This window comes from Bradyrhizobium sp. USDA 4452, assembly GCF_054063575.1.
Genome location: NZ_JBSSGK010000001.1, coordinates 4,304,803 through 4,321,197 on the forward strand (window position 1 = coordinate 4,304,803; position 16,395 = coordinate 4,321,197).

Here is a 16,395-nt window from a genome sequence, read left to right on the forward strand (position 1 = left end):
GAATCATTCGACAAGCCATTTCAACAAGCCATAGCAGGCCAACCGGAACCGGATATGACCGAACCGCGCGATCGATCCGACAGTATCACTGCGCCACTACGGCATTCAATCTTCAGGCGAATCTGGCTCGCCAGCCTGCTCTCCAATCTCGGCATCCTGATCCAGGGCGTCGGCGCCGCCTGGGCGATGACGCAGATGACCGCGGAGGCGGACAAGGTGGCGCTGGTGCAGACCGCGCTGATGCTGCCTGTCATGCTGATCTCGATGCCGGCCGGCGCCATCGCCGACATGCATGACCGCCGCATCGTCGCGCTGGTGTCGCTGGCGATCGCGCTCTCCGGCGCCACCACGCTGACGGTGCTGGCCTGGCTCAATCTGGTGACGCCGAACATCCTGCTGGCGCTGTGCTTCGTGGTCGGCAGCGGCATGGCGCTGTTCGGTCCAGCCTGGCAATCCTCGGTCAGCGAGCAGGTGCCGTCGGAGACGCTGCCCGCCGCGGTCGCGCTGAACGGCATCAGCTACAACATCGCGCGCAGCTTTGGACCCGCGATCGGCGGCATCGTGGTCGCCTCCGCCGGCGCCGTGGCGGCCTTTGCCGCCAACGCCGTGCTGTATCTGCCGCTGCTCGTCGTGCTGTTCCTGTGGAATCGCGTCAGCGAGCCGTCGCGTTTGCCACGTGAACGATTGAACCGCGCCATCGTCTCCGGCGTGCGCTACATCACCAATTCGCCGTCGATCAAGATCGTGCTGACCCGCACCATGGTGACCGGCATCATCGGCGGCTCGGTCTCGGCGCTGATGCCGCTGGTGGCGCGCGACCTCCTGCATGGCGGCGCGCAGACCTACGGCATCATGCTCGGCGCCTTCGGCATGGGCGCGGTGATCGGCGCGCTCAACATCAGCGAGATCCGCAGCCGGCTCAGCGGCGAAGCCGCGATCCGCGTCTGCGCGTTGACGATGGGCGCGGCAATCGCCGCGGTTGCGGTCAGCAAGCAGCCGGTGCTCACCGCTGCCGCGCTGGTGGTGGCCGGCGCGGTGTGGATGCTTGCGGTCGCACTGTTCAATATCGGCGTGCAGCTGTCGGCGCCGCGCTGGGTCGCCGGCCGCTCGCTGGCCGCCTTCCAGGCCTCGATCGCCGGCGGCATCGCGATCGGAAGCTGGTGCTGGGGCCGCATCACCGACCTCGGCGGCGTCGAGATGGCGCTGTTGATCTCCGCCGGGCTGATGCTGGCATCGCCGCTGCTCGGCATCTGGCTCCGGATGCCGCCGGTCGGCGCGCGCAACGAGGACGCGACCGATATGCTGGCCGATCCCGAGGTGCGGCTGCAACTGACCGGGCGCAGCGGGCCGCTGGTGGTCGAGATCGAATACCGGGTGGCGCAGGACAATGCCCGCGCCTTCCACAATGTTATGCAGGACGTGCAGCTCAGCCGCCAGCGCAACGGCGCCTATGGCTGGTCGATCGCGCGCGACATCGCCGATCCCGAATTGTGGACCGAGCGCTATCACTGTCCGACCTGGCTCGATTTCCTGCGCCAGCGCAACCGCGCCACCCAGATCGAGCGCGAGCTGCATCAGAAAGCGGCCGGCTTCCACATCGGCGCCGAGCCGATTCGCGTGCGCCGGATGCTGGAGCGTCCCTTCGGCTCGGTGCGCTGGAAGGACGAGACCCCGGACCGCGCCGCCAAGGAAGTGATCCCGGTCGTGGCGACCGCGGCGGGCAGCAGCACGTGACGAAGCGCGCGTTACTGCCCGTTGTCGGTGAGCGTCTGCTGGCAGGCCTTGCTGAGGCGGCTGCGATGCTCCTTCAGGCAGGCCAGCACGACCTGATCGCCCTCGCTGAGATGGGCGCGGCAGAACCGCGAGGCGTCGCGCGAGCAGGCATCGCGGCCCTGCTGCTGTGCCGAGGCGGCCGACGTCACCAGAACCAGCGGAACGACGGCGAACACGAATCGGGTCATCTCTCAAAGCCTCTAAGGAATGCGACGCCGGTTATAGCGCTTTCAGCGCGGCGAAGAAGCTCGAAACGGCGGCGCGAACGGGCCGGTTCCGCCCGATTCGATGCGCTGCAAATCACTCGGCGGCGGCCCTGCGCTGCGCGGCGAGATCGCGGTCCATTACCACGCGGCAGCCGCTGCTCAGCTGGGAACGATTCCTGACCATGCAGGCGGTGATCCTGGGGATGTTCGGGATCTCCGCGCTGCACAGGCGAAACGCATCGCCCGAGCACATCTGCTGCGCCTCGGCGCTGAACGCAAAGCTCGCAGTCGACGACAGCACGGAAACGCCGGCCGCAAAAGCCAACGCGAGGCCGGTACTGCGAACGCCACACCCAAGAACCTCACTCGTAAAGACGGTGGTCATGATCGGCTCCCATCGGCACCGCAAATGGCGGGCCCGTCGTTTGACGGGTCTGATCCTGCACGGGAGCGCACGGACCGACCGTGATGGTCATCACGTACGCGCAAACCGCACTTTTTCTTCCGCTTCCGGCGCCCTGTTGGGATCGCGTTAAGACCTTGTTGGCATTAATCGCTCGTTACGGCGGTGGCGTATCCTTGGGTTTCGAGAGAGTGTGTAGCGATGCGTAGTGCGTTGGGCCTGATGCTGGCCAGTGTTGTAGCGGCGATCGTGATCGCCGGCGTGTGGTTCTGGACCTCCTCGCCGCGTGCCGACGCGGCTGCTCCGCAGACAACGGCAGCAGCGAAGGCCGAGCCGCTTCCCGCGGCGGCGGCAAAGCAGGCTGCCAGGGACGATGTCGAGACGACGGCCGCGCTGTCGAAGCGCGCCGATGCCACCCAGGCGGCGGCTCCTGCCGCGGCGCCCGCACCAGCCCCGATGCCGGCTCCGGTCGCAGCCGCGCCGAAATGCGCCAATCCCGACGGGCTCGGCGTCAGCCGTACCGTCGTGGTCGACACCACGGGCGGCCCGGGCTTCGGCTTCCTGCAGTACAAGCAGTATGACTTCCTGACCGACCATGAGGTGGTACTGACCTTCGACGACGGTCCGTGGCCGACCACGCCCGCCGTGCTCAAGGCGCTGGCGGACGAGTGCACCAAGGCGGTGTTCTTCCCGATCGGCCTGCACACCACCTATCACCCGGACATCCTGCGCCAGGTCGCCGCCGCCGGCCACACCATCGGCGCCCACACCTGGTCGCATGCGCATCTGGCGAGCAAGAAGATCACCGAGCAGCAGGCCAAGGACGAGATCGAGAAGGGTTTTAGCGCGGTGAAGCTGGCGCTGGGTGCCAACCCCGCCCCGTTCTTCCGCTTCCCGGCGCTAGCGCACACCCCGGCGACCACAGCCTATCTCGGCAGCCGCAACATTGCGATGTTCTCGGTCGACGTCGACTCCAACGACTTCAAGTCGAAGAGTTCGGACGAGGTGATCAACAACGTGATGACCAAGCTCGACAAGGAGCACAAGGGCATCATCCTGATGCACGATCTGCAGAAGCACACCGCGCAGGCGCTGCCGACCCTGCTGCGCAAGCTGAAGGCGGGCGGCTACAAGGTGGTCTGGATGAAGGCCAAGACCCAGATCGAGACGCTGCCGGAATACGACGCGATGATGGCAAAGACCGAGAAGCCGATCGCAACCGGCCGGCCGATCGGCAACGTCGTGCAGACCGTCGCCGAGTAACGCCGCAGACGCACGCAACACGCTCAACCCAAGGCGCCCCTGGATCCGATCCAGGGGCGCTTTCGTTTTCTGATCGCAGCCCGGCGGCGGCTCCGCCAAAATATCGAAAACAACCCCATGCAAAGGAGCCGGCAGGTGTCGGGCTACCAGTAAATCCCCTGACGATGCAGCTCCGATCTGCCGATCGCAAGCGGGCAGCGATCACCGATCGCGCCCATCGAATGTTATGGAACTAGAAAAGAAGAGGGCACCCCCTTGCTGGTGCCCAGGAAAGGACTGGGTCGCCACCACTGAAATTGCCCTATTTTCTAGGGGATTCGAGCCTACCGGCTAGGTCCTGTGTACCGGTGTTGTGTACCGGAAACAAGCAGTTCAGCTCGAACTGCCGACGGTTACCTCCACCTGATAACCCATGGCGTCGCGCTCCATCTGCCGAGCAAATTCCTCATCGCGACGCCGGCGCTGGCCCGCCAGGGCCTTCCAGTGCGCCAGCTCCGCTTTGGCTCCAGCGCCGTCGAGATACATGTTCATCGGAATGAAGGCGTCCTTGCGTCCGATCAGCTCACCAGTGTCGGCCTCGACGATATGGAGCTGGCCGTTGCCAAAATAATCCTGCTCGAACCGCCTGACTTCATGAACCCGCTCCGCCGAGTCAGCGCTGCCGGTGTCCCGCACCCCGATATCCTTGAACACGTCGAAAACGATACGCTCCTGCCCGAAGTCGAGCAAAAACCTGAACGTGACGTCCCCTTGAAGCGACTCGAAGTGCATCTGAACGACGCTGCCCGAATGGCCTAGGTGTTTGCACCGCAGACTTCGAGCGGGCTATAGGCCGCCTTTCGGCGAATGCGCACGCTGATGTCCGGCACGTCCACGACGGGATCGCCAGAAGGCGGCTTACCTTCCTGCATGCCCTTCACGATCTCAGGCCCCAAGATCTTCTTGAAGCCCGCCAGCTCGTAAAGGTGCTTCCTGAAGTTCGTCCCCCGAGTTTCGATGCCAAAAACCTGCTCAATTGCCCTGATCGCGAGAGCCCGCACGATCGGAAGCTCAGACCCGAGCCGACGGAGATCGCCCGGGATGTCAGGGTCAACGATCGGCTTCCGTGCACCATGCGCCATGGCACATCGGCCAGATTTGAACAGGTGCGTACCGATGTCCTCGGCGGTCGAGAAGCCCTGCGCCTTGATAACGTCGATCGCCTCCTTGACCCCGAAGCCGTCAAGGTCGGCTATCGCGCCCGCGATCTAGGCAATACGCTTCTCGTCGCGCGGGAAGGCGGTTTCGAGCACCTTGTAGAAGGACAAGAATGCGTAGCCGACGTGGTTGAGCCCGCGCCCCTCCCGCATCAGCGCCAAGGCGAGCATCGCCTTCTCTGCGGTGACCTCGGGGAAGTACGACAGGTCGAACTCGTCGCAGATCATGAAGCCGCGCTGCTTGTCGCGTCCCATGGGGCTCGGGAGACTTCCGCCGCCGAGACCACCGCCCTCGACCGCGTACCAACGCTCCTCGACCCAGCTGAGCATGGAGATGAAGCGCATCACCAGCTCCTCGCATTCGGTCCGGGTCTTGCCAGGCGGGACCATCATGGCGACGGCCGGGAAGAACTCTTTCATCACCGGCATGATCCAAATGTCAGCACCCCGCCACCGCACCTTCTGCGATAGGCCAGGGGCTGCTGGTCGCGATGTTGGCCACGATCCAGTCCCCGCGCTGCGCCAGCTCGCCCGTGATCACGTCGCGATGATCCGGGATGTTTCGCCCGAACACCGAGCCCAATCCAGATACTAAATATAGACAACCTGGCGGGGAAAATCTGTAGTCATGCCGACAAGTTAGGCCGCAACGTGGAATAAAAATTCTATTGAGGCCGATGTAACACCATAATATTTCAATTAAACTTAGCATAACGCCAAAGTTCCGTCCCGATTTGACGCAAAGTTCCCTCTATAAACAACTTCAGGAGAGTGCCATGGACGTCACTTTGCGTGGTTGGAGCCGCGATATGGGCACGAAGTGTCTTGCCACCGCGGACTTGTCGGAAATTTCACCCGTGCGTGACCCTCGCGAGTGGGTGCAGTGGGATGGTATTTCGCTCTTCAAAGGCTTTAGCTCGATTGGCATCCACTGGCGACAGAAGATGTCCTACACGGGCAACTACCGGATGGAGATCAACCTCACCTCGACGGACATCGTGCACCTGTTCAAGGCGTGGAATGGAAAGGAGCTTGACGTGGACCTGATCGATACCCACGGCTTCACCGTCTCCCCCGAACTGCGAAAGCGGCTTCTGGGCGAGATCAAGCTTGCTGATCTAACCCTTGGCGACCTTGCGGGCATCGCCTCGAAGAAAGAGGAAGAGCCGCAGGCGGCCGAGGTCAAACCGTTCCCTCGTCGCATCTAAGCTGCAAGCAACTGGCCGCCTCGCCGCTTACTCATGCACCGTTTTCAAGACGGATTGCGGTGATATAGCGACTTGGCGATGGACACCGTGAGCCGGGAACAACGCAGCCGGAATATGGCTGCAATCAAGGGGAAGAACACCAAGCCGGAGCTGGCGGTGCGTCGCTTCCTACATGCGCAAGGACTCCGGTATCAGCTACACGCTGCCCAGCTTCCGGGGAAACCGGACCTGGTCTTCCGGCGGAGAAGCGCGGTCGTCTTCGTGCACGGTTGCTTCTGGCATCGCTGTCCCCATTGTCGAGTAGGTAGCCGCTCAGTTCGATCGAACACCAGCTACTGGTTCGAGAAGATCAACCGCAACCAGGCGCGCGATGCTGCGGTGCTCAAGGCCCTGCAATCGGCAGGATGGAACGTCTTCGTGGTATGGGAGTGCCAAGTCGATGACCACACGCTCCTCCGGCGTCTCGCCAAGGCGCTCAAGCGCCTGCGCGCACGCTAGAGGCGACCTGAGGCTTATCCGCTGGATGTGTCCGGATCTGAGTTGACCGCGTCGGGACCGGGCTGGTCATGATCCGAGGCCTCCTCCAGCGCCTGGATCGGCATCTTCTTTTTGCGCCCTTTCGTCGTAGTCTTCTCGACGATGGCCGCCTTGGCAAGCGCTGGCCACACCCCCTTCATCCGCCGTGACAGGCTGGCCAGAAACCCGGCCTCCGCGTCTATGTTGGAGACTGCCGCCTCAGGTGCGACTTCCAAGGCCCAATACGAAAACGACGGGGCGTCCGTGCCAATGGTGCGATTCACAATGATGGGCGACGGCGTGGTCGCCGATGCGGCATCCGGATCAAAAACGAAGATCCAGGCAGGACACTCAGCGGACCGGGTTTGACCTGGCTTCAACAAACTGAACGTGCCATCGCGTTCAGCTGTCACTTGTGGGTTTCCAAGGTGCCGGTCCCAACTGTCCCAGACGGACTTAGGGATCGCAAGAATGCACCCGGCGCAGCGTCCGTGCTGCCCCAACTGGAACTTGAACATCATCTGGTAGAACGTGCGCTTAAACACGTTCGCGATGTTCGGCCCCTCAATCCCGTCAGACAGCCAGCCCTGGTTCTTCTGCAGCGTGTCGGCAAACGTGGTCTTGTGCAGCCTGAGCCCGTCCTTCAGGTTTCGCACCGCGTGTTGGTACGAGCCGTGGAAGTCGGTGGTCTGTATCTCCAGGATGCCAAAGCGCCCGATCTCTGGAACACCCTCGCTGAGCGTTATTTCGATGATCGTGACGTCGAAAGCGAACTCTGGGGACTTGTCAGTCGCCGGGATCGACAGCTCCCCGCCCATCTTCTCGTCGAAGTAAGTGAAGACGGGCTGCCCTGCTTCAAGACGCTGCTGGATGTCGCTTCGCACGTCCTCCTTCACGAGATTGACCGCGGGAGTGACAAACGGGTCTACTTGATCAGCAAGGCCGAACAGGCGCCGCACAGCACCATTGACGATCTCAGGACTGAGCGCACGGTACGGACAGACAAGCCAGTCTTGGCGCGTACCGTTGCTGGGACAGCTGACAGAACAGACGCCCCTCGACCTGACATTTTTGATGCAGACACGGTCCTCGCCGGTGGCCTGGCTGAGGAAGGGGCACCGCTCCGAGTTCTGATCGGCGATCGCCTGCGCTGACGAAACCACCGACGGGTAAACCCGGTGGCCGAACCACTCGCTGACAAAATTCCCCGCGTCGGACTTGCTCTTCGCCATCCCTATTCCGCCGCGAGCTGGAACAGGTCGGTCGGGATCTGGTAACGAGATTTCACCGGTGGTTGCTGCACTGGCCCTTGGCGCCGAAGCATCTCGCGAATCTTGAGACCGACGGCTCGCGCAAGCAACGGTGGGACAGCGTTCCCGACTTGGTCGTACTGAGCCGAGTAGCCTCCCTCGAACACGAACCAATCCGGGAAGCTCTGAATGCGTGACGCCTCTCGGATGCTAATGGTGCGGTCCTGCTCCGGGTGAATGTACTCGCCCGATTTCGGGTCGCGAAAGCGAGTGATGATGGATCGAGCAATTCCGTCCCAGCGCATGCGCCGATACCGCCTCGTGTGATCCTTCCGGAGTGCTCGCTGCATGCTCGGCGGAAGCAATTCTCGGGGCAGGTCACGCCAGTCCTGGCCGGGCTCTAGCGATTTGATACGCGCCAGATTTTGATCGGACAAACGCGGTGCGTAATGGTTCGCAAGCGACTGCGGTGCGGACCGTCGCATGGCTTCCTGATACAGACCCTGCGGTGGTTTGGAATATTTGGTTTCGATTTCCCCAGCCTGGACGCGAGGCAGATCACCAAGTGCCTCGCGGATCGTCACAAACCCAGCCGAGTCCTCCGGCGAGATCGTGTTGTTGGGATAGAGATCACCAATGCCTGCCCGCCCGTGGGTGGGCTCCGGAAATCCGCCGCGCTTCCCGAGGTCAGTGCGCCATCCGATGAAGAACATCCGCCAGCGCATCTGCGGCACGCCGTATTGAGCGGCAAGCAGCTCGGCACAATCGATCGAATAGCCAGCATCCCGGAAGGCGTCCCCGATCTGACGAAGCACTGTGCCATCCGCCAGCGTGGCGAGCCCCGGCACGTTTTCTATGACCACGCACTTCGGCCGCAGCTCTTTTGCGAGGCGCAGGAACTCGCGGAAGAGCCCGTTCCGAACATCCCAGATTTCTCGCTGGCCGATGATGCTGAAGCCCTGGCAAGGCGGCCCGCCGATCAGCAGGTCCAATTCGCCGCGCTTGAGGCCGGCACCACGAAGGATGTCGCTTCCGCTCAGCTGCTCGACAGACGCCTCAGCGAACGGAATGTCGGGGAAGTTACGGCGATGAGTGACAGCGCAGGTCTGATCGCGATCTGAGCAAAATACGATGTCGAAGCCCGCGTTCAAAAGCCCTAGTGTAATCCCACCGGCGCCGGAGAACAGATCGACGGCTGTCGGCCTCGACCTAAGGCGAATCTGCCCGGGCATTCTCAACAGGTACGGGTTCATGGCTTACGCTCTGGCGGTGTGGAGCTGTTAAACATCTCGCGCTGCAACTGAAAATTTTCGCGGTCAAGGTGCTCGCGTATAAGTCGAACGATCAGCGTCGATTTTTTGAAGCCTCGGCTTCGACAGTAGGCGTCGAAGCGCTCGGCCTCTTCTTGCGGGACCAAAACGTGAACACGGGCAGGATTCGACATCCGGAGCCATCAGTCAAGACCGCTGATTCGGCCGCCATCATGTGCAGTTTGTCGCAGAAATGTAAATGAATCATCATTGATGTGCAGTTGTGTGCATTTGTGTGAATTGGCTCAGCGATCCACACATCCTGCGCCGGATCGACCCGAACACGAAGAGGAGGAGCATGCGGCTGAAAAGAGCGGGGATATTGAAGACCCAAAGGGCTTTCTGATCTGGTCAGTTCTGCCGCTATTTGATCTCGCCGAGTATGTGCCCGACGGCCGTGGGCTCGTATGGCCGGCCACTGCTGCTGAAGAATCCGGCCTTCGCAAGCTCAGTTGCCACGGCTCGCAGCGATCTCCGGCCTCCCTTGGGAGTCTTGCGCCGCAGCTTCCGGGCGAGCGCAAGCATCTGTCCTCCGGTCTTCGCGGCGTCGATCTCCACGTTGCTCCGCCGGCCCTCAACCTTCATGCCCTCGGCCCGCTTCCTGTCCCGTGCGACCTTCAGCTTGGCGACGAGCCGCGCCTTCTCACACTGGTGAAACGCCCCTGCGATCTGCCGCATCATGACCCGCGACGGATCACTACTATCGGTCAAGTCATCACCATTCGCGGTCAGGACCCGCACACCGCGATTGATCAAAGCCAGAATGCCAAGCTCTTGGATCATAAGGTCGCGAGCGAAGCGGCTGACGTCCTCGACGATCACGGTCCTCACACCATTGCCCTCGATCTGATCGAGCAAGGCAGCGAAGCCGGCACGGCTCTCGATTGGGTCTGCACCTGACACGGCAGCGTCCGTGAACTCCCCGACCAAACTGACCCCTGCGCGTCTGGCATAGCTCTCGATGGCTGCCCGCTGTCGCTTCTCGGAGTCCTTGTCGGCACCGACGTTAGCTGCCGACGAGGTCCGGAGGTACGCGACAGCTTCCGGTATTTTCCCTTTTAGTCCCATGTCTTATGCCAACATTACATTTCGGTTTCTTGAGTTTTTTGGTTGAGCGAGAGAGATGCGAAACCGGCCACCATGTTTTCGCTGAAATGCCGTACTGTACCGATTCCCGACGTTCTAGGATTCGGAGAAAAACCCGTTCTCCAGCCCTATTCTCGGCTCATTTTTGGTACGCCCCCTATTCTCCAGGGCAAAAAGATTCACGAAAACGGCCGAGTTTTCGGGGCTGTCTCCGTTCGGAGGTACGAAATTTCGGGGCGAGGTGGCGGAGCGACAGGGATTCGAACTCTCGGTACAGTTTGCCATCGAGACCGAGCGGCCTTCCGGGCGCCGACACAACTCTCATTCGAACCTGTAACCCGCGCGTAACCACGGTGCTCGAGAGAGCACAACCGCAAGGCCTGATTAGGTATCAGAAAGCGTAGGAAATGCGTCTTGCTGCCTGGGAGAGCGCTTCGAGCCGATTAGAAGGATGGTGCCGCAAGAGGGACTCGAACCCCCGACCCCGTCATTACGAATTATGCGGCCCGTAACTTCTTGAGATTTCTCCAAATTTCCAAAAGCTAGAAAATGGCCTTGTAGCAACGGCTTGTTTGTCTACGGTGATTGCTCAACGTTACCCCGATTTGCCGATTCGTGGTTCCTCGGTGGTTACGTGGTTCCTAGAGGCGCCCGTGGCGACAGGTCAAATTACCCAGCGATTGATCAAAGGGCTAGAGCCCCGAGATGCCGAATACTTCGTCTGGGACAGCTCCCTCGCCGGATTCGGCATTCGTGTCCAGACGACTGGCGCGAAGTCCTACGTCGTCAAATACCGGGCCGGCGCCGGTCGTGGAGCCCCTACGCGGCGCCTCACATTGTCCCAGGTCGGAAAGATAACCCCCGAAGAGGCTCGGACACTCGCTAGGAAGACGCTCGGCGCCGTCGCCAATGGTGCTGACCCGGCAGCCCAGCGGGCGGCTGAAAAGCGCGCGTCCACCGTAGCAGAAGCTGCCGAACAGTTCCTCAAGGAACACGTTGAAGCGAAGCGTGCCGCCTCCTCCGCGACGTCGTACCGGGATCTGCTCGAACGGCTCGTAATCCCCGAGATCGGCAAAAGGAAAGCGGAGAAAGTCACCACGGCCGAAGTGCAGCGGATGCACTCGAAGCTCGGCCACAGTCCCTATCAGGCCAACCGGATGCTGAGGGTTCTGAGCAGCCTCTATACGTTCGCAGCCAAGGCTCACATCGTCCCGCTCGGCTTCAACCCCTGCCGTGGCATCGAGTTCTTTCCCGAGGAGGGGCGCGAGCGCTACCTGACGTCCCAAGAGCTGGCCGCCATTGGCGAAGCAATCCGGGAGGCTGAAACGATCGGCCTTCCATATAGCGTGGACGAAACCAAGCCGGCCGCTAAACATGCTCCAAAAGAGGAGAGCCGCCGGACCGTGATTGGCCCGCATGCCGCGGCGGCAATCCGCCTGTTGATATTCACGGGCGCCAGGTTGCGCGAGATCCTGCATCTGAAATGGGAAGAGGTCGATTTCGAACGAGGCCTGCTGCTCCTGCCGACCAGCAAAACTGGCAAAAAGACAATTGTTTTGAACGCACCTGCCTTGGCCATTCTCAACTCGCTTCCACGGGTTGGCGCCCACGTCATTGCCGGCATGTCCGCCGGCACCGACGAGGAGAAACCGCGATCAGACCTAAAGAAGCCTTGGAAGGCCATTTCGAAGCGGGCCGGTCTCGAGGGGGTGAGGATTCACGATCTGCGGCACACGCATGCGTCGGTCGGGGTTGGCGTCGGCTTGGGTCTGCCTATCATCGGCAAGTTGCTCGGTCACACGCAGGTAGCGACAACCCAGCGGTACGCTCATCTGGATAATGATCCGGTCAAGAAGGCGGCAGAGCACATCGGCAGCAGGCTTGCGACGGCAATGGGCGAGGTGAAGCCGCGCAATAACGTCACCAAGCTGTCAAAGGCCAAGCGATCAAAGAACCGGCGCGGCTAGGGTAGCTCCCGAAAAGCTGGTCCGCACCAGCCTGCCGCGTCGTCCACTTGCGGACGTGTCCTTGCGGAGGACCAACGATGTTCGAAAACGATACTCCTCCAAACTCAAGAGAGGAGGCCTGGGCGCGCCGAATAAGGCCTGTCGAGGAGAGATACGATCCCGACAAGCTGTCACACTGGTCGATCACCATGACGATTGCTTGGATTGTCTGGGGGGACCTTGGTCGCGTCCGTGAACAATGGAATACCTTTCGGGAAGAATGTGCTGATTGGACCTTTCACAGCAATCCCGCGGCGCTAGCAGAGGTAGGAAAACTTGCCCTGCGAAATCTTGAAGCCGGCGACATTGCGCCAAACGACCCGGAGCTTGATCGCCGATTAAAGAGCGGCGAATGGCGTCTTGCCTCGTGGGGTCCCTCTTCTTGGTACGGGCTCGAAATGAGGATCCGCAGTGAAGGCATTCACCCAGACGTTTCAATCGACGCCCTTTGGCTCGCGGCCGGCGAGAACAAAATCAAGGCAACTGGATTGGAGTGCGCCGACGCAAGCGACTTCAATGGCAAGATGGTCGAGATTCCGCACTATCTTTGGTCTCGACTGCTGCGCGGGAAGGAGCCTTCAGGCAAAGCGATCCTGATCGGTCCCGATCGGGTTTATCGGGACGTAGAGTTTGCGCGGTTGGACGTCAAAAGACTTTGGCCATTAGGGCGCAGCGAGGATGTTGCCGAAGCGCGCTGCGCGGAAGAAGACAGCGAGTATGCCGTAGATAACGATAGTTCGATAGGTGAACCGGTTGACTCCGCTCCTAGATCAACCAGCGTTAATCGCCGGATCGCGGAACGCGAGATCGAGCCCATGTTCAAGCGATGGCGCGCGCAGCAGCCAGCAGGTTACGTACCGACCGCCACAGAAGATATTGCTCACATGAAGCGATACGGAGTCAGCCGGGCGGAGGTGAGAGAACTCGTGAAGAAATTCGGTGGGCGAAAGCGAGGGGAGAAGTCGAGGTAATGCGCGGCAAATAGGCCGCTACAAATACGCCATAACTTGCGCCGCGCATTAGCCGCGCATCTTTACGGCGCATTTTGGGATCGTCCAATTACCTCGCACCCACGGAGATTGATCCGTGATGATGCGAGACCACGATGGACACTGATCAAACATCTCCCAATGAGCGCCACCTTCGACGGAAGGAGGCGGCCCTGTACGTCACGGAAACGTACAACGTTCCTTGCTCCCCGAAAACGCTTGCGAAGCTTGCCTGTGTGAGTTCGGAGGGGCCGCCTTTTCGGCTGGCCGGACGATTTCCCCTCTATCCGATCTCCGGTCTCGACGACTGGGCAAAGAAAAAGATCGGCCCCCTGGTCCGATCGACCTCTGAAGTCCGTCGCGTCGCCTAGCCACCATCCTCAAACGAAAACCCGGCTGCACGATCCACATCTTGGCGGATCAGATCGCGCGCACCGGGCTCTCTTGGAGTCTTCAACTTGAAAAGCTGTATCAAACGACACCCCAAATCTCAACCCGTTTCCGACCTTCCGCTGTTCGCCTGGCGGGTCGTTGTCCTGCGCCCGGCTACTCCAGCCGGAAACTTCGTTGCGCGCCGATATCGGGTGCATCCGGCATTTGCGGACCTCGTGGCGAATTTGGCCGGGATCGGTGCTGGAGTCGAGCGATGAGCAAGCTGACCATCCGAAAGCCGAGCGGCGTTCAACAGACCTTCAACGGCCGGGAAGCTTGGGCTCTCCGCCAGCTCGTCGAGGCCGGGGCGCGTGGCTTGACCACGTTGGAGCATCCGGCGCCGCGCTGGTCTCATTACATCTACAAACTTCGGCGAGCCGGTTTGAGCATCTCCACTGACTACGAGGGACACGAAGGCGAGTTTCCGGGAACACACGGACGTTACCGCCTTGAGACGCCGCTGGAAGTCGTATCTGCGGAGGTCGCGCAGCAATGACGTTTCAGTCCCGATCGCCCCTCACGCCGGCTGAACTCGCCAAGCGGGCCCAAGTTCTGAACGCAAGCCGGGAGCCGATGCTGGAGAAGGCCGATGCTCGTCAATATGGAGAGCGTGCAGCCGGCATCATCCGCGATTGCAAACGAGATGTTGCCTTGGCACCCGCCGATGGAAAGCTCGTGGCCTTTGAAGCTGCGGCAGCGACGCTGGCTGCCGCGGTGGTCGAGCGGTGGCTGCCGAAGGCCATCATCGCGGACCGCCTGCAAGAAGTCGCGGACGCCCACAGCTCGTTCGGCAAGTCTCCCGAGGAAATCCAGAGGATCATCTCAGATGCTGTGGCCAAGATCGAGGTTCCGCCGATCGAGCTATCGCCAAAGACCGCGCCGAAGCGACGGCTGATCGCGCATCGAGCCAGCGACTTGGAGCCGGAAAAGCTCGTATGGGTGTGGCCCGGCCGCATCCCTGAAGGCAAGCTTGTGCTGCTCGGTGGGCCGCCCGGTCTGGGCAAGAGCCAGTTGACCGCCTTCATGTCAGCTACGGTCTCGAATGGCGGCCACTGGCCGTGCGGCGAGGGCTCGACTCTCTCGGGCGATGTCATCTTCATGTCGGCGGAGGACGGCGTGCAGGACACCATCATCCCGCGGCTCATGGCAGCGGGAGCGGACCGTGAGCGCGTTCACATCGTCTCAGCCGCGACCAAGCCGGACGGGACCGGTCGGAAGACATTCAGCCTGAAGACGGACGTGGACCTCCTGGAGGAGATGGCGAGGAAAATCGGCGCGGTCAGGCTCATAATCGTTGACCCCATCTCTGCGTACATGGGCGGCAGTGATGGCAACGGCAACGTAGAGACCCGCGAAGTCCTGGAGCCGTTGGCTGACATGGCGAACCGTCTCCGGATCGCCGTGGTCGCCGTAACGCACCTCAACAAGGGCGGCGGCGGTGGCAATCAGAGCGCGTTGAACCGGTTCGCCGGTTCAATCGCGTTCGTCGCCGCGGCTCGTGCAGCCTTCGCAGTGATCGAGGATCCCGAGGACGACGAGCGGCGGTTCCTGCTTCAGGCCAAGAATAACCTCGGCAAGAAGTGCAAGGGTCTGGCCTTCCGGCTCGAGCAGCGCCTGGTCGGCGACGACGTGATGTCATCGAACGTCATGTTCGAGGGCGACCATGTCAGCGAGTCGATCGATGAGGCGCTGTCTGCCTCCGAGAGCCGTGGGACCAGGAAGGGGCAATCGGGCGGTGGCAAGGAGGACGTCGTGCAGTTCCTGAGGGACATTCTCTCGGCTGGCCCGGTGGACGTTTTAGAGGTCGAGCGCCAAGCTCGGGCGGCAGCTCTGCTGGAGGACGACAAGCGGCTCAGCAAGAGCAAGGCCTTCCGTGACGGCCGAGCCGAACTGGGCATCAAGTCTACCCGCGACGGCTTTGGACCCGGTTCCCGGTACGTGCTGGAGTTGCCGGACGCCCCATGGGCACCCAAAAACCCCATGGGCGCCCCCTCCGAAACAAGGGCGCCTATGGATGATTTGGGCGCCCATGGAGAGGTCGGAGGTTCGCAATGACGGGCCTCCGAAAGCGCTTGAATGATCGGAGAGCTCACTGGCTCTTCCGGTTCGAATGCGATGGCCAGACCTACACCGGCGGCATCGGCCGGTTCGAGGATGGCCGGATCGCCGAGGTGTTTATCAACGGGGCAAAGGTCGGCACAGCCGCCGAGACCAACGCTCAGGACGCGGCAATTGTCGCGTCCTTGGCTCTCCAGCATGGTTGCCCGGTCGAGACCATCCGCCATGCTCTGGCGAGATCCGGCGGCGCTCCCAGTCCGCTTGCAACCTTGCTGAACGAGGTCGAGCGATCATGACCAGGTCCAAAGTACTCGTTCCTTTCATGAAGGAAGAGGCAATTTCCATTGCGGATGCCGCCGCACGAACCGGGATGTCGGAGCGAACGATTCGCAATTGGTGCCATGACTTCGGCATCGGCGCGCAACTCGCCCGCGGGCGCGAATGGCAAGTCAGCATCGTAGCTTTGACGATGCTATTTTTCTATCGCGACCGTGAGGCATTGAAAGAGTACGAGCGGAACGGTCGCAAGGGTGAACGAGTGCTCGCTTATTTTGCCATGCTCGGCATCGCAGCGGATGGGGACGGCCAAGCGAAACGCTAGGCGACATCGGCAATTGCGGAAAACGTGGAACACGCTTGAGCTTCACAGAGCAGTCGCTGCTCGTATCGTGTCCCGCATGACATTCACATGCGGACTAG

General features: G+C 61.5%; 16 protein-coding genes and 1 pseudogene. 10 read left to right on the plus strand and 7 right to left on the minus strand.

The features are described from left to right. The first annotated feature begins 54 nt into the window (after positions 1 to 54). Positions 55 to 1,734 (plus strand): MFS transporter, encoded by a 1,680-nt coding sequence (locus ACVISU_RS20640; protein ID WP_050400781.1) that lies wholly within the window; start codon positions 55 to 57, stop codon positions 1,732 to 1,734. Between the two features lie 11 nt (positions 1,735 to 1,745). Here ACVISU_RS20640 and ACVISU_RS20645 read toward each other — a convergent pair whose 3' ends face one another. Beyond that, on the minus strand, positions 1,746 to 1,961 hold the full coding sequence (locus tag ACVISU_RS20645) for a cysteine rich repeat-containing protein (RefSeq protein WP_456708134.1): 216 nt from the start codon (positions 1,959 to 1,961) through the stop codon (positions 1,746 to 1,748). Positions 1,962 to 2,073: 112 nt separating this feature from the next. Continuing rightward, positions 2,074 to 2,364, minus strand: a complete 291-nt coding sequence (locus ACVISU_RS20650) for a hypothetical protein (RefSeq protein WP_050400779.1) — start codon at positions 2,362 to 2,364, stop codon at positions 2,074 to 2,076. Between the two features lie 219 nt (positions 2,365 to 2,583). Between ACVISU_RS20650 and ACVISU_RS20655 the strand changes: the two genes are divergently transcribed. Continuing rightward, a complete protein-coding gene (locus ACVISU_RS20655) occupies positions 2,584 to 3,645 on the plus strand; it encodes a polysaccharide deacetylase family protein (protein WP_456708135.1) in 1,062 nt (353 codons plus the stop codon). A gap of 372 nt (positions 3,646 to 4,017) precedes the next feature. On the opposite strand, the gene ACVISU_RS20660 is transcribed toward ACVISU_RS20655, so the two are convergent. Beyond that, positions 4,018 to 4,416 carry a hypothetical protein gene (locus ACVISU_RS20660; protein ID WP_456708136.1) on the minus strand — a complete coding sequence of 133 codons (399 nt, stop codon included), beginning with the start codon at positions 4,414 to 4,416 and terminating at the stop codon, positions 4,018 to 4,020. 23 nt (positions 4,417 to 4,439) lie between these two features. Continuing rightward, a pseudogene (mauJ, locus tag ACVISU_RS20665) lies at positions 4,440 to 5,270 on the minus strand (methylamine utilization protein MauJ). A gap of 347 nt (positions 5,271 to 5,617) precedes the next feature. Here mauJ and ACVISU_RS20670 point away from each other — a divergent pair. Further along, a complete protein-coding gene (locus tag ACVISU_RS20670; RefSeq protein ID WP_456708137.1) occupies positions 5,618 to 6,049 on the plus strand; it encodes a hypothetical protein in 432 nt (143 codons plus the stop codon). Positions 6,050 to 6,127: 78 nt separating this feature from the next. Then, on the plus strand, positions 6,128 to 6,547 hold the full coding sequence (locus ACVISU_RS20675; RefSeq protein WP_456710868.1) for a very short patch repair endonuclease: 420 nt from the start codon (positions 6,128 to 6,130) through the stop codon (positions 6,545 to 6,547). Positions 6,548 to 6,561: 14 nt separating this feature from the next. On the opposite strand, the gene ACVISU_RS20680 is transcribed toward ACVISU_RS20675, so the two are convergent. The 3 genes from ACVISU_RS20680 to ACVISU_RS20690 form a co-directional block, all read right to left on the minus strand. Continuing rightward, positions 6,562 to 7,797, minus strand: a complete 1,236-nt coding sequence (locus ACVISU_RS20680; RefSeq protein ID WP_456708138.1) for a hypothetical protein — start codon at positions 7,795 to 7,797, stop codon at positions 6,562 to 6,564. A 2-nt stretch (positions 7,798 to 7,799) separates the two neighbouring features. After that, complete coding sequence (locus tag ACVISU_RS20685; RefSeq protein ID WP_456708139.1) at positions 7,800 to 9,068, minus strand: DNA cytosine methyltransferase; 1,269 nt, start codon at positions 9,066 to 9,068, stop codon at positions 7,800 to 7,802. Between the two features lie 420 nt (positions 9,069 to 9,488). After that, a complete protein-coding gene (locus tag ACVISU_RS20690; RefSeq protein WP_456708140.1) occupies positions 9,489 to 10,193 on the minus strand; it encodes a recombinase family protein in 705 nt (234 codons plus the stop codon). A gap of 671 nt (positions 10,194 to 10,864) precedes the next feature. Between ACVISU_RS20690 and ACVISU_RS20695 the strand changes: the two genes are divergently transcribed. The 6 genes from ACVISU_RS20695 to ACVISU_RS20720 all read left to right on the plus strand — a co-directional run bounded on the left by ACVISU_RS20695 (position 10,865) and on the right by ACVISU_RS20720 (position 16,297). After that, complete coding sequence (locus tag ACVISU_RS20695) at positions 10,865 to 12,178, plus strand: tyrosine-type recombinase/integrase (RefSeq protein ID WP_456708141.1); 1,314 nt, start codon at positions 10,865 to 10,867, stop codon at positions 12,176 to 12,178. A 77-nt stretch (positions 12,179 to 12,255) separates the two neighbouring features. Then, positions 12,256 to 13,188, plus strand: a complete 933-nt coding sequence (locus tag ACVISU_RS20700) for a hypothetical protein (protein ID WP_456708142.1) — start codon at positions 12,256 to 12,258, stop codon at positions 13,186 to 13,188. A gap of 664 nt (positions 13,189 to 13,852) precedes the next feature. Next, positions 13,853 to 14,134 carry a winged helix domain-containing protein gene (locus ACVISU_RS20705; protein ID WP_456708143.1) on the plus strand — a complete coding sequence of 94 codons (282 nt, stop codon included), beginning with the start codon at positions 13,853 to 13,855 and terminating at the stop codon, positions 14,132 to 14,134. Beyond that, entirely contained in the window at positions 14,131 to 15,693 is a 1,563-nt protein-coding gene (locus tag ACVISU_RS20710) for an AAA family ATPase (protein ID WP_456708144.1), read from the plus strand. The genes ACVISU_RS20705 and ACVISU_RS20710 overlap by 4 nt, the downstream gene beginning before the upstream one ends. After that, positions 15,690 to 15,992: a TSCPD domain-containing protein gene (locus ACVISU_RS20715; RefSeq protein WP_456708145.1), complete on the plus strand. Its 303-nt coding sequence runs from the start codon at positions 15,690 to 15,692 to the stop codon at positions 15,990 to 15,992. Before ACVISU_RS20710 ends, ACVISU_RS20715 begins: the two co-directional genes overlap by 4 nt. Beyond that, complete coding sequence (locus ACVISU_RS20720) at positions 15,989 to 16,297, plus strand: hypothetical protein (protein WP_456708146.1); 309 nt, start codon at positions 15,989 to 15,991, stop codon at positions 16,295 to 16,297. The genes ACVISU_RS20715 and ACVISU_RS20720 overlap by 4 nt, the downstream gene beginning before the upstream one ends. Positions 16,298 to 16,395 lie beyond the last annotated feature (98 nt).

What these genes read in the sequence shown, in the direction of transcription:
- ACVISU_RS20640 (WP_050400781.1), top strand. Translation starts at nt 55, where the DNA reads ATGACCGAACCGCGCGATCGATCCGACAGTATCACTGCGCCACTACGG.
- ACVISU_RS20645 (WP_456708134.1), bottom strand. Translation starts at nt 1,961, where the DNA reads ATGACCCGATTCGTGTTCGCCGTCGTTCCGCTGGTTCTGGTGACGTCG.
- ACVISU_RS20650 (WP_050400779.1), bottom strand. Translation starts at nt 2,364, where the DNA reads ATGACCACCGTCTTTACGAGTGAGGTTCTTGGGTGTGGCGTTCGCAGT.
- ACVISU_RS20655 (WP_456708135.1), top strand. Translation starts at nt 2,584, where the DNA reads ATGCGTAGTGCGTTGGGCCTGATGCTGGCCAGTGTTGTAGCGGCGATC.
- ACVISU_RS20660 (WP_456708136.1), bottom strand. Translation starts at nt 4,416, where the DNA reads ATGCACTTCGAGTCGCTTCAAGGGGACGTCACGTTCAGGTTTTTGCTC.
- ACVISU_RS20670 (WP_456708137.1), top strand. Translation starts at nt 5,618, where the DNA reads ATGGACGTCACTTTGCGTGGTTGGAGCCGCGATATGGGCACGAAGTGT.
- ACVISU_RS20675 (WP_456710868.1), top strand. Translation starts at nt 6,128, where the DNA reads ATGGACACCGTGAGCCGGGAACAACGCAGCCGGAATATGGCTGCAATC.
- ACVISU_RS20680 (WP_456708138.1), bottom strand. Translation starts at nt 7,797, where the DNA reads ATGGCGAAGAGCAAGTCCGACGCGGGGAATTTTGTCAGCGAGTGGTTC.
- ACVISU_RS20685 (WP_456708139.1), bottom strand. Translation starts at nt 9,068, where the DNA reads ATGAACCCGTACCTGTTGAGAATGCCCGGGCAGATTCGCCTTAGGTCG.
- ACVISU_RS20690 (WP_456708140.1), bottom strand. Translation starts at nt 10,193, where the DNA reads ATGGGACTAAAAGGGAAAATACCGGAAGCTGTCGCGTACCTCCGGACC.
- ACVISU_RS20700 (WP_456708142.1), top strand. Translation starts at nt 12,256, where the DNA reads ATGTTCGAAAACGATACTCCTCCAAACTCAAGAGAGGAGGCCTGGGCG.
- ACVISU_RS20705 (WP_456708143.1), top strand. Translation starts at nt 13,853, where the DNA reads ATGAGCAAGCTGACCATCCGAAAGCCGAGCGGCGTTCAACAGACCTTC.
- ACVISU_RS20710 (WP_456708144.1), top strand. Translation starts at nt 14,131, where the DNA reads ATGACGTTTCAGTCCCGATCGCCCCTCACGCCGGCTGAACTCGCCAAG.
- ACVISU_RS20715 (WP_456708145.1), top strand. Translation starts at nt 15,690, where the DNA reads ATGACGGGCCTCCGAAAGCGCTTGAATGATCGGAGAGCTCACTGGCTC.
- ACVISU_RS20720 (WP_456708146.1), top strand. Translation starts at nt 15,989, where the DNA reads ATGACCAGGTCCAAAGTACTCGTTCCTTTCATGAAGGAAGAGGCAATT.